The organism is Thermodesulfobacteriota bacterium, from assembly GCA_034189135.1.
Lineage (GTDB): Bacteria > Desulfobacterota > Desulfobacteria > Desulfobacterales > JAUWMJ01 > JAUWMJ01.
In genome coordinates this window covers 1-12,061 of sequence record JAXHVO010000081.1, presented here as the reverse complement: position 1 = coordinate 12,061, position 12,061 = coordinate 1, and the positions used below count along the sequence as shown (strand labels likewise).

Genomic DNA, 12,061 nt, shown 5'->3' with positions numbered 1-12,061 from the left:
ATAATCTAAGGATTCTTTGATAAAAATATTGCAGGGGCGGGTTGTTTATCCGCCCCTTGTTTGTGAGTAACTAAAGGGAGACAGGGTTTATGAAAATCCACGAATACCAGGCAAAGGAATTATTTAAACAATACGATATCCCCATTCCAGAGGGAAGTATTGCTTTTTCGCGCGATGAGGCAAAGTCTGCCGCCGAAAAACTTGGACAATTTCCGGTGGTGATCAAAGCCCAGATTCATGCCGGAGGTCGCGGAAAAGGCGGTGGGGTTAAACTCGCCAAATCGATTGAGGAAGCTGAAAGCCTGGCTGAGGAAATGATCGGAATGACACTGGTGACTCATCAGACGGGTTCCGAAGGCAGACTGGTTAAAAAAGTCCTGGTTGAACAGGGCCTTGATATAGAAAAAGAGCTTTACCTCAGTATCATACCAGACAGGGAAACAGCAAAGATAGTCATCATGGCCAGTACGGCCGGTGGAATGGATATAGAGGAGGTGGCGGAAAAAACCCCTGAAAAAATAATCAAGGTATTCATCAATCCGCTTACCGGTATTCAGGCGTATCACTGCCGTGAAGTTGCTTTTGGCCTGAACCTTCCGGGTTCAGTAATAAAGCCGTTTTCTAAGATGCTGGCAAGCCTTTACAGACTGTTCGTTAATTATGACTGTTCGCTGCTGGAAATAAATCCTCTGGTAATTACCAGACAGGAAACGGTTATTGCTCTTGATGCAAAGATTAATTTTGATGATAACGCCCTGTTTCGACACCAGGACATTGTGGACTATCGTGACCTGGACGAAGAAGACCCCCTTGAAGTAGAAGCCTCTAAATTCAACTTAAATTACATCAACCTGGATGGTAACGTTGGAAACATGGTTAACGGAGCAGGACTGGCCATGGCCACCATGGATATCATCAAACTTGCCGGCGCCGAACCGGCAAACTTTCTGGATGTAGGGGGCGGAGCCAGCGCTGAAATGGTTGAAAACGGTTTTAAAATCATTCTTGGCGATAAAAATGTAAAAGGAATTATGATCAACATTTTTGGCGGAATCCTGCGGTGCGATGTGCTGGCAGAGGGAGTCGTCCAGGCCGCCCAGAAGACGGGAATCAATATACCTGTAGTCATCCGCATGGAAGGAACCAACGTGGATGAAGGTCGAAAGATCCTTTCCGACTCGGGTTTGAATCTGATTACTGCTGTTGACTTGAAGGATGCTGCACAAAAGGTTGCACAATTGGTCGGCGGATAGTGGCAGGATGGTAAAAAACTGTGCCAACAAAATAGCCCGTCATCACCCGCAACTGACCACCGATAATTATAAGATGATAAAAACCGAGGGGTAGAAAATGAGCATATTTGTGAATAAGAATACACGCATTCTGGTTCAGGGAATCACCGGCAGAGAGGGACAGTTTCATACAAGACAGTGTATTGAATACGGCACAAAGGTAGTGGCGGGAGTAACCCCGGGAAAGGGCGGTCAAAAGATGGATGCGGTACCTGTATTTAACACCGTAACAGAGGCGGCTGAAAAAACAGGTGCAAACTGCTCCTTGATATTCGTACCTCCTCCTTTTGCAGCAGATGCCATTATGGAGGCGGTAGATGCTGGAATAGAACTGATCGTCACCATCACCGAAGGCATCCCGGTGATGGATATGATGAAGGTAAAAAATTATATGGGGGGCAAAAACTCCCGCCTCATCGGTCCGAATTGCCCGGGAATCATCACTCCCGGAGAGTGCAAGGTCGGAATTATGCCCGGTCCGACACACAAGCCCGGTGGACCCATTGGGGTTATATCCCGTTCAGGCACACTGACTTATGAAGTGGTGCATCAGTTGACCATGCAGGGCATTGGACAGACCACATGCATCGGCATCGGGGGAGACCCGGTAAATGGAACCAACTTTATTGACTGCCTGGATGCTTTTGAAAAAGACCCCGAAACAAAAGGAATAGTGATGGTTGGAGAAATCGGTGGCAATGCGGAAGAGCAGGCCAGCGAATTCATCACCAAAAACGTGACAAAACCAATAGTCGGTTTTATTGCCGGTCTTACCGCTCCTCCTGGACGAAGAATGGGACATGCCGGTGCCATTATCAGCGGTAAAAGCGGAACGGCCCAGGGCAAGCTTGAAGCAATGAGAAAAAGCGGGATTCATATCTGCGAAAACCTCGGAACCTTCGGGGAGCTTTGCGCACAGGTGTTTTAGTTTTGCACGAAATGGGTATCGCACTGGAAATTGTTGAAATTGCAACCGCTTCAATCCCAGCTGACATGAAAAATGTTCGGGTTGAAAGGATCAATCTTAAAGTGGGCAAGCTGGCGGCAGTTGTCCCTGACAGTCTTCATTTTTGTTTTGATATTGTTGCCAAAGATACTCCCCTTAAAGGGGCCAAGCTGGTGATTAATGAAATCGATGTGGTTGCCAGGTGTAATGACTGTCACACGCAATGGACTGTTACCGAACCTGTTTTTTCCTGCAAAAAATGCAACAGCGGCTCCGTAGAGATTCTTTCAGGACGGGAGCTGGATATCGATTCCATAGAAATTGCCGAATAAAAGATTTGCCAGCAAAAAGCGCGTAAATTTCTCAATCGTATATAATTAAAATTCAGTGACTCTCGGTGAAATTCCGTGGCAAATTTTTTGCAACACAAGGATTTATAAGATGCAGATAGCTGGTTTTAAAACTTTTAAATATTGCCATCACCATGAATTTCACCAGCCATCCCACACCCATGCACAGACAGGTGGCCATGTGGAAAATATGCAATCCGGGACCCGGAAGATAAAGGTTGTTCGCAGGGTTCTGGATGTGAACCAAAAGATGGCTCAGCAAAACAGAGCGCTGTTTAAAGAAAAGGGCGTTTTCGTACTCAACGTGATGAGTTCTCCCGGGTCAGGCAAAACCACTTTGCTGGAAAAGACCCTTGATGAGGTCATGCCGGAGATAAAATGTGCTGTGATTGTGGGGGACATATGCACCACCAATGATGCAGATCGCCTTGCCAAAACAGGTGCATCCGTGGTGCAGATCAATACGGATGAGTTCGGTGGAGACTGTCACCTTGCCGCCCACGTGATTGAAAAGTCAGCGAGAAGTTTAAATCTGGATGGGGTCGATCTATTGATTGTGGAAAACATCGGCAATCTGGTATGTCCTGCCGAGTTTGACATCGGTGAAGATGCACGGGTGGTTGTCCTCAGCGTAACCGAAGGTGAAGATAAACCGGTTAAGTATCCTTTGATGTTTCGTGAATGCGACGCTGCCCTGCTGAATAAAACAGATCTACTCCCCTATCTCGATTATGACAGTGAACTGGCGGTAAAATATATTCATCAGGTACACCCGGACATCCCGGTATTTGAATTATCGGCCAAAACCAAAGAGGGCCTTGATCCTTGGATTAACTGGATTAAGGAGGTGATGAGCCGGAAAAAATCCGGATAGCTGTAACAACTTTTGCATAAGTTTACCTTACCTGCTCACGTAGTCAGGCTGAAGCTGTTTAGGCTGAAGGGGTCAGAAAATACAAAGTCGTGCAATTGGTCTAATCACTATGCTACTTTCTGCTTCTGGTGCCTCATCTCTTTACAGCTATTTCTTTATTAGGGTACATAACGACCTATTAATATCAGCATCTTTAGGAATAGCATTCGGAGCATTATTGTATGTTGTTTTGCCAAAAAAAATGCACGAAATATTAGGCAAAGAATATTCGAACAACAGTGGGGGCAAGCTGACCGTCAACAACGATAGAGCGATGTTGAAATAGGAAAATACCTATTTCCAATACTTTTTTTTAATTCAGGTATCAATTAGGTATCTTTGGTGCTGGTTTTTCTTCTATGCTGTCGGAAACAAGGCTCCCAAGAAACAGTGCAAACGGCACGATGTCTTGCTTTACGCTCGCGCTTTCCAACGCAGCCATATAGTCGTTTCGCTTTTCCATAGGGACAACGGTCCAAGGGTACCCGCCCGCAGCGAGCATCACGTTCATAAGAAATCGACCGATACGTCCATTGCCATCCATGTATGGATGGATATAAACGAACACGAAGTGCCCCAGGACAACACGCACTGATGGTTCTGACTCTTCTCTCAGCAAATCAAAGAGTGCAGGCATGCAGTCCCGCACAGCTTCATAACGTGGTGGTACATGCATTGAGCGGCGTATATATACCTGGTCGTTTCGGTAGCCGGCAAGATCCACTGCTTTCAAGAGGCCGGCCATTACGCTCGGCCCAAACATCTCACGGTACCAGTCACTATGATCATTATCACAAACTTCGCCGGGATTATCGCCGTCTACTACTCTGCGCATACTTTTGCGGACGGCCTGATAGGCCTGCCAGTATCCGCGCGCGGCTAAAGCATTACGGTGTTGGTGGTCATCCTTGTTTTCATCCGGATTCCATTCGCCACTGCGAACTCGTTCAATCAGCTCAGGGCTGGCCCGGTAACCTTCAATAGACAACGAGTGATAAGCGTCCGTAACGTAAATGTCATCTGCAGTCTTAAGATAGGCATCGATGTCTGAGGGCAAACCCGGCGGGATCGGAAATTGTTTGAGGATTGGTTCTCGCATTTGACGCCACATTAGGCGAATACGGTTCACATAAGGCGACTGTTCGCGTACCGGCAGGATAAGATTTATTGTATTTTCGAACGGATCACTTTCTCGAATATCGAAGTCTGCGGCTCGCATTGTTTTGACAATATCGCTGGCAATACGGTCACGTCCGATATTTCGGAATGCGCCGGCGAGACGGCCGGCAACCTTGGTACGTCCGCCTTCAAGGAGCATTGATAGCACATCAGATGCGTTGCGCACCATGGCCAGAGCCGCACGTGCATCTGTTGCGTTCTGCCTGAAGAATTCTGGCCCACAGTTCACAAGGCCCGCAGGCAAAGAGAACACACGCAAGCCTTCCTTTTTTGCAATTTGTCCAACTTCAGGCAGGGCCGCACGCGTATCAAATAAAGAAGTTTCGTGCGGCAACCTTGTAATTTTGTTGCGGGCCTTCGGAGAGCGCACAAGAAGTTGGCGTGGAACCGTCATGTTTCCGACATGCAGCAATAGTGACTGCTCAGGAGAAAGACTCCATTTCTTCCCAAAACGCTTCTGCAAATAGGCTGCACAGAAATCCCAGAACGATGCGTACCATGCTGTACTCTCGCCCGCGGCCTCATCCGGGCGGGCAGGGATGTACCAACCTTTCATGACCTCTTTCAAGAAGCCGTTTTTGACCAGGCGTTCCCGATGGGTTCTGGTCAGATCACCTGAACGCACAGCGACGACACCCTGGTTTTGCAGCTTTTTCAGTTTCTCAAGGGATTCGGCTAATTTTTCATGTGGATTTGTCATAGCTTTCGTACTCTCATTAGCTTATTGCGCCGTGTAGTTTTTAGCTTTTTATGATGTTTTAAATTTAGCTTATTAGGTTGTAGCTTTTTTAGCTTATTATGTCGAGCAATATTTAGCTTATTTAGTCCTTCAGCTAATAACTTTTTAAAAGGGGACACAAATGAACACTGATTACACAGATATTGTTTTTATTTGTAAGTATGCCAAGAAAAAAACAACCTTATGAAGAGCGGTGCGAATCTGGCAAAATCTATGCCCTATTTATCAAAGTCTCATAACTCTTCAGGCGTAAACGCCACCACATCATCAATTTTTGCCGTATCCGCAAAAAGCATCACCAACCGATCAATGCCAAGCGCATTACCGGACGCAGCCGGCATGACCTTAAGAAATTCCAGAAATTTTTCCGGCATCGGGTAGACGCCCTTCCCCAAATGGTGTCTTTTCTTTAGCTCAACTTCAAACCTTTTTCTTTGTTCTGCTGCATCATTCAACTCTGTAAAAGCATTGCACAATTCCAGACCCGCAATATATAACTCAAAGCGTTGGGCCAGGAAAGGATTGTCTGGTTTGACCCTGGCGAGAGGCGCAAAGGAGGCGGGGTAGTCATAAAGAAAAACAGGTCTTTCCTGGCCAAGGTTTGGTTCTATCTCAGCCGTCAATAGTTCATCAAACAAATCTTCTGAAATCACATTTTTCAAAGTGGTTCCGGTAAATTTATCAAAAGCTTCCGTGACAGAAATCTTGGGCCATGGTTTTTGTAAATCGATTTTACCCCCCTGATAAACCAGTTGGCGGTTGGAATTCATATTTTCAGCCACATGGCATATCAGGTCTTCGGTCTGCGCCATCATATCAAAATAATCGGTTCCTGAAGCATACCACTCGAGCATGGTCAATTCTGGCAGGTGTTTGCTTCCCCTTTCGTTTTGTCGAAAGCATTTGCAAATCTGAAAGATGCGGGAGTATCCGGATGCAAGAAGTCTTTTCATGCATAGTTCCGGAGAAGTCTGCAAATACCAGTCGCGCGAAATTTCAGCATCGATATGTTCTTCGGGAGCCGGAGCTGGAATCCGGCAGGGAGTTTCTATTTCAAGGTAGCCTTTTTCAATAAAAAAAGCCCGGACAGCCTGAACTGTCCGGGCTCTTATGTTAAGGTTTTTATTTATAACCGCTTGTCTGTAAAAGGGCATAATGGAGCGTCCCTTCGGTCATTGAAGAGCGGCATTGCACTGCATGCCTTGATGAGCATTCCGCTGTGCGAGGCTTGATGCCTCAAACGAAGCACTCATCAAATGTAGCGCTCCTCAATGTTTCATCACTACTTCAACATGCTTTGGGGTTTTATAATGACGTCGATACGCCGGTTAACTGCCCTTCCCTTTGCAGTTTTATTGGATGCCAGGGGTCGAATCTCTCCATATCCAACAGTTACGATTTTATTTGCCGGCAGGGTTCGGTTTGCTATCAGGTATTGCCCGACTGCGTAAGCCCTTTTTTCCGATAAATGTTCATTTATTTCATCCGATCCCGTGCTGTCCGTATGCCCCTCAATGACGACATTGGGCTCACCGAATATGCGAATGGCCCGTTGAACGGTACTAAGCAGTCCATAATTTTCCGGCATAATTACATACTTGCCTACCGGAAATTCTATGGCTCTTAATCTGATTAGAAGCTGGTTCCCCTGCTTATAAACTTCAGCCTCGTTTGTTTTAAAGAGGTTGCGAACCTCACCGAATAATTTGTTAAATTTCTTTTCAGCAGCCAGACGTTCTTTGGCAGCCTGTTCTTTCCTGCTCCTGTCTGCCAAAGAGGCGGTCTGTTTTTTTAAAGCATCGATTTCAGCCTGCTGTTCTTTCATCTTCTCGATCATAAAATTACGATCTTCTTTCAAACTAGTAATGGAGCTTAAAATATTCTCTACCTGAATTTTAAAAGGCTCGTCGCGCATATCAGGAGCATCCAGGGCGTTTACAGTTTGATATAAGGCTTTTTCATACCAGAGTGTAATCTGTTCGGGTCTCATGTTTTTAACCTTTTTGCACTGCCTGGTTACCCTGATACAGCGCCAGGCCTCAAAAAGCGCATCGTTTGCCTTTTCCAGCATTTTTTCCTTCTTGTAAGGATTTTTTGAGATAAACGCATCCGTTGCTTTTAGCTTATTGGTTGCCAGAGCATAGGTACTGGGAGCGAATTTCCTTGCGTCTTCCTTCTCCGCCTGCCTAAGAAGCTTGCGCACCTCGCCCAGAGTCTTTTCCTTAATGGCCCTTAATTCAAGGTTCTGAAAAGAGCGGATCACCTTGGCTTCATTTTTACGGGCCGATTTCACATTATTATTTTCCACCGATCTCATGAGGTCAAGGAACTGTTCTTCCGCTTTTACATAATCCTTTCCCATTTTGGTGGCCCCTGAAGCACGGGCAAGCTTTCGCCTTTTGATCACCCTTGGTAGCGAACTATTGGCAATATTGGCCACTTTTTGGGCTTGCGTGAGCTGGGCTCTGCTCTGAGCCACATTGTTCAGGATGTCGGAAAGTGCCGCGCCACTATTTCGGTCTTTGACTGCATTATTGAAAGACTCTTCGGCCTTTGCAAACCAGGTCGGCGACAGAACATAAAGCTGGTTGTTTCGAGCGGTTTGAAGATCGTTGTTCAAACGGTTGATCTGTTCCGTCGGATTTTCCGACATAGGGATCTGTTTTACTTTTAAATTGCTTCCTCCGCAGGCGCCCAGAAAAAATAGAGCAGCAATGAGCGCTACTATGACTGAAATATTTTTTCGCATGATAATGTCTCCTTTTTAAGCTTGTTACTGCCTCTTTACCATTGTGGTATTCACTTTTGAATGTTTCGATTTTTGTTCTATTGTTTTTTTACCCCAGAAATAAAAAAATAAATGGTTAAGTCCTCATTTTAAAACGTTTGCAACCTAAACCTATAAATAAATAGCAAAAATTGTTCCAAAATGACTAATTGAATAATATATATAAAAATACAGATACTTAAACGGAATTAAATATTTAGAGCACCTGTTTATTCATAAAATGTCTTATTTAGTGCAAATAAGCAGTACATTTATGTGCAGCAGAAAATATTAAAATTTATTCTTACGATTTTTATTGCCTATTGCTTTAAGCTATCTCTTTGCATTTCCATTCCCAGGTTTCGCGCCCCATAGTTTACCCAAAACCATAGACGGTAAGGGAATCAGAGGTGCGAAACTTGAGTATTATATTTTACAAAGTCTTGCTCAGATATTCATCCTCAGTTCTATCCCGAAGAAAAACAATATCAAAGCTGTCTTTAGCGGCCATATCATACCACCGGTATCCTAGCGCTTTGCATTCCTTGCAGGCCTTTCGGGGAATATGAATTGCCATGATGTGACTGCCGCGGTCAGAAGTCGAATCTATTTTATAAGTTCCGCTGCAATTTTTACAAATTCGAATCTTTTCTTTCTGGGTTTCGTGGATACCGTCCGTATCGTAAAAAACATTGCGGCTTGTCTCATCAAAATCCTTTGATGCTATAATCTTTTCTCTTTCAGCCTCTCTCTGTTTCCATTGGCTTAAAACCAGCTGCCCTGTGATCTCAATCAGTTGTGTCACCTGAGGTGTCTGCCGAATACTTTCCGGGTCATAGGCAGGTTCTTTTACCCTGCTGTAATCGATTCCGGCCATGGCTAAAATGATCCCCAGATTCACATATGGAAGCGCTCCTTCTATAGAATATCCTCCTTCAAGTACGGCTATATCCGGTTTTAACATTTCAGTCAAGGTGGCATACCCCTGGGCGGAAAAGTTCATATTGGTGATAGGATCTGAATAATGATTGTCCTGCCCTGCAGAATTGATAATAATATCCGGTTTAAAGTCTTCCAAAACCGGCTTAACTACATTTTTTATGGTGTATAAAAATCCCTCTTCGGATGTATTTGGCGGCAGGGGAATGTTTAGGGTGGTTCCCAATGCGTTCGAGCCGCCAAATTCATCGGGAAACCCCGATCCCGGATAAAGTGTGCGTCCGTCCTGGTGAAGGGAAATAAAGAGCGTATCCGGATCATTCCAGTAAATATCCTGGGTCCCGTCGCCATGATGGCAGTCCGTATCCACTATAGCGACCCTGTCGATATGATATGCTTCCCGAAGGAATTCAATCATAATCGCTTCAATATTGACATTGCAAAAACCCCTTGCCCCGTGCACAATGCGCCTTGCATGGTGCCCGGGTGGTCGGACAAGAGCAAATCCTTTTTCCACCTTTCCGTCCAATACAGCCATCCCGATGGTTTTGGCACCGCCGGCGCTAATAAAATGGGACTCCGTCATTACATTCCATACATCAGGGACACAAAAATGGACTCTTTGCACATCTTTCACTGTAACCAGGTCGGGTTTAAATTCCCTGATCCCTTCAATGTCAAACAGTCCTTCTTCAAATATTTGATCCTGCGTATATAAAAGCCGTTCCTCCCTCTCGGGATGGGTAGGGCTTATCGCCCAGTCAAATGCAGGGAAAAAAACAAGTCCGGTTTTATGTTTGGCATGTATCATAATTATAAAAAGCGTCCTTCCAGGACTTTGGGAGCATCCCTACGGGCTTTGAAGAGCGTTCCCTCCGTGAACTCGATTAGCGTTCCTGCGGGACTTATAGATCAGCCGCTTCTGTCAGCTTTTAAGCCTAAAGCGAAATGTTCCTCAAGCGTCGCGCGCCTCTAACGCAGTGCTCTTCAAGTAAAGCGATCAGCTGCTCCGTGTCAGATTGGCTAAAATATCGTCATATCCATGAATCAGCCCCGGTTTTACCTGAACTTTCACCCGGATATTTTTCCCGGAAGCAGAAAACCCTCTTACCATGTTAAATTGCATGGTTTCAAGCACCTCCATTTCAATATGATCCGGATCTGCACCTCTTTGTAACGCTTTTTGTTTAAGAAGGTCAAAGGCATTTTTAACCGCGTCCTTGCGATCAAAGTCCCTGTTAATACTGCTGAAATAATTTTCTGCAGGGGCGGTGGCAACCCCCCTTTCGGTATCGGCATAAAAGTTAACTTCACAGGTCGTCCTGGCAAGGGCGGCCCCAATGGCATTGGCAACTGCCCATCGGGAAACAACTTCTACTTTATATGGAGAAATTCTTTCCAAATGTGTCGCAAAACAGAGAGCGGGTCCTCCAAGCACCAGAATTTTCTGGGGAACAATCTTGTACCCTTCCTGCAGTTCGTGAACCGTATAAACCGGTTTTTTATTCGTCCGTTCTATCATTTTTTCAGCTTCGGATAAGATTTTTTTGCAGGTAAATTCAAATATTTCCAAAGCGGCTGCTTCAACCGAAAGACCGAGTTGTTTTGCCATGGGTTTTATGCCCTTTACAGATTTTTCCCGATCTCCATTTTTCATTTCATCCAGCACAAAAAGAGCGTCTGTGGGAGTGGGCACCGGGCCGCCAAATGCCATGGCCGGTCCGGGTCGTTCCGGACCGACGTTAAGCTGTCCGTTTTTTATTTTTACCGCGCTGTCCCCTCCCACGCCTATTGAAAGAGTGTCGAGAGAACGTATCAGCGTTTTATAATGGCCCAGCCGGATACCCAAAGGGGCCAACAGGGGAACACGGTCAATAAGGATGGACATGTCCGTGGTGGTCCCGCCTATATCCATAATCAGTGTGTCTTCATCTTTTGAACTAAATGCCACTGACCCCATAATGCTTGCCGCAGGTCCGGAAAGTATGGTCTGTCCGGGAATATCGATGGATGAGTTGAAATTCATATTTCCGCCGTCCGCTTTGAGGATTCGAATCGTAGGCGACAGCCCCTTTGCTTCAAGAGATTTCTGTACGGCCTCATAAAAAGCTTTATGAATGGGGTAAACGGCTGCGTTTAGGTAAGTGGTGGCAATACGTCGGGGAAAATTCAGGTTACCGGAAATCCGATGTCCTAAAAATACTTTTTCGAAAGAGCCTTTTAAAATTTCATGAATTTTACGTTCATGCTCAGGATTTCGTACCGAAAATTTAGATACAACTCCAAGACATGGTATGTTTTCTTTTTGAAACCGGTTTCCGATTTCTTTGATTTCGTCCTCATTAACCGGCTCAATTTCTTTCCCCCGGTGGTCAATGGAACCGGAAACGGCGAAATAATTTTTATTGGTTCGATACAGTTCGGGATCAAGCCCGGGGCCGCCGGAGACGATCATCCCCACTGGGGAAAATTTTCTCTGGACAATGGCATTGGTTGTCAGGGTAGTGCTTAGCACAATGCGCTTGATCTTCTCAGGTTCAATTCCCTCGGTGATCTTTATCAGGCCGGTCAATACCGAGTTAAAAAGATCTGACGGGTCTGTGGTTACCTTAATCTCCCTAAGAAGACCATCCTTGTCTAAAAGAACCACATCCGTATGGGTGCCGCCAACATCAAGTCCGATAATCATGCCATTTTCCTTTCCAGATAAAATTTATCTAAAACAGCTGATAGTGTCAATATTTATACTGTTTCTCAAAAATATATTCCGTTTTAAACGATGAAAAACTCGTATATAAGAAATCGTAAAGAAAGAACTAATTGTCTGTATTATATTTAATTTCAATACTACAACTACTTCAATAAACCATATTGCACTTAAGTTCTTTCTCAACGATTTCTAATACACTCAGACAGTTTCCTCATTTAAAACGGAA

The 12,061-nt window shown here is 45.1% G+C and carries 9 protein-coding genes; 4 read left to right on the top strand and 5 right to left on the bottom strand.

What is annotated here, in order from left to right; translation table 11 throughout:
• The first annotated feature begins 89 nt into the window (after positions 1-89).
• From sucC to hypB, 4 genes are all read left to right on the top strand, one after another.
• Positions 90-1,253, top strand: coding sequence for an ADP-forming succinate--CoA ligase subunit beta (gene sucC / locus SWH54_11790; protein MDY6791937.1), 1,164 nt, complete (start codon positions 90-92; stop codon positions 1,251-1,253).
• 97 nt (positions 1,254-1,350) lie between these two features.
• Positions 1,351-2,220 carry a succinate--CoA ligase subunit alpha gene (gene sucD, locus SWH54_11785; GenBank protein ID MDY6791936.1) on the top strand — a complete coding sequence of 290 codons (870 nt, stop codon included), beginning with the start codon at positions 1,351-1,353 and terminating at the stop codon, positions 2,218-2,220.
• Between the two features lie 11 nt (positions 2,221-2,231).
• On the top strand, positions 2,232-2,570 hold the full coding sequence (gene hypA / locus SWH54_11780) for a hydrogenase maturation nickel metallochaperone HypA (protein ID MDY6791935.1): 339 nt from the start codon (positions 2,232-2,234) through the stop codon (positions 2,568-2,570).
• A 208-nt stretch (positions 2,571-2,778) separates the two neighbouring features.
• Positions 2,779-3,462 carry a hydrogenase nickel incorporation protein HypB gene (hypB, locus tag SWH54_11775; protein MDY6791934.1) on the top strand — a complete coding sequence of 228 codons (684 nt, stop codon included), beginning with the start codon at positions 2,779-2,781 and terminating at the stop codon, positions 3,460-3,462.
• Positions 3,463-3,826: 364 nt separating this feature from the next.
• On the opposite strand, the gene SWH54_11770 is transcribed toward hypB, so the two are convergent.
• From SWH54_11770 to SWH54_11750, 5 genes are all read right to left on the bottom strand, one after another.
• Positions 3,827-5,380: a Fic family protein gene (locus SWH54_11770; protein ID MDY6791933.1), complete on the bottom strand. Its 1,554-nt coding sequence runs from the start codon at positions 5,378-5,380 to the stop codon at positions 3,827-3,829.
• A 272-nt stretch (positions 5,381-5,652) separates the two neighbouring features.
• Positions 5,653-6,573 carry an EF-P lysine aminoacylase EpmA gene (epmA, locus tag SWH54_11765; protein MDY6791932.1) on the bottom strand — a complete coding sequence of 307 codons (921 nt, stop codon included), beginning with the start codon at positions 6,571-6,573 and terminating at the stop codon, positions 5,653-5,655.
• 128 nt (positions 6,574-6,701) lie between these two features.
• A complete protein-coding gene (locus SWH54_11760; GenBank protein ID MDY6791931.1) occupies positions 6,702-8,168 on the bottom strand; it encodes an OmpA family protein in 1,467 nt (488 codons plus the stop codon).
• A 451-nt stretch (positions 8,169-8,619) separates the two neighbouring features.
• Complete coding sequence (locus SWH54_11755; GenBank protein MDY6791930.1) at positions 8,620-9,936, bottom strand: histone deacetylase; 1,317 nt, start codon at positions 9,934-9,936, stop codon at positions 8,620-8,622.
• Between the two features lie 189 nt (positions 9,937-10,125).
• Positions 10,126-11,814, bottom strand: a complete 1,689-nt coding sequence (locus tag SWH54_11750; protein ID MDY6791929.1) for a hydantoinase/oxoprolinase family protein — start codon at positions 11,812-11,814, stop codon at positions 10,126-10,128.
• Between the last annotated feature and the right edge of the window lie 247 nt (positions 11,815-12,061).

Excerpts from the sequence above, each read along its gene's own strand:
- sucC (MDY6791937.1), top strand. The coding sequence starts at position 90 with ATGAAAATCCACGAATACCAGGCAAAGGAATTATTTAAACAATACGAT.
- sucD (MDY6791936.1), top strand. The coding sequence starts at position 1,351 with ATGAGCATATTTGTGAATAAGAATACACGCATTCTGGTTCAGGGAATC.
- hypA (MDY6791935.1), top strand. The coding sequence starts at position 2,232 with ATGGGTATCGCACTGGAAATTGTTGAAATTGCAACCGCTTCAATCCCA.
- hypB (MDY6791934.1), top strand. The coding sequence starts at position 2,779 with ATGCAATCCGGGACCCGGAAGATAAAGGTTGTTCGCAGGGTTCTGGAT.
- SWH54_11770 (MDY6791933.1), bottom strand. The coding sequence starts at position 5,380 with ATGACAAATCCACATGAAAAATTAGCCGAATCCCTTGAGAAACTGAAA.
- epmA (MDY6791932.1), bottom strand. The coding sequence starts at position 6,573 with ATGCCCTTTTACAGACAAGCGGTTATAAATAAAAACCTTAACATAAGA.
- SWH54_11760 (MDY6791931.1), bottom strand. The coding sequence starts at position 8,168 with ATGCGAAAAAATATTTCAGTCATAGTAGCGCTCATTGCTGCTCTATTT.
- SWH54_11755 (MDY6791930.1), bottom strand. The coding sequence starts at position 9,936 with ATGATACATGCCAAACATAAAACCGGACTTGTTTTTTTCCCTGCATTT.
- SWH54_11750 (MDY6791929.1), bottom strand. The coding sequence starts at position 11,814 with ATGATTATCGGACTTGATGTTGGCGGCACCCATACGGATGTGGTTCTT.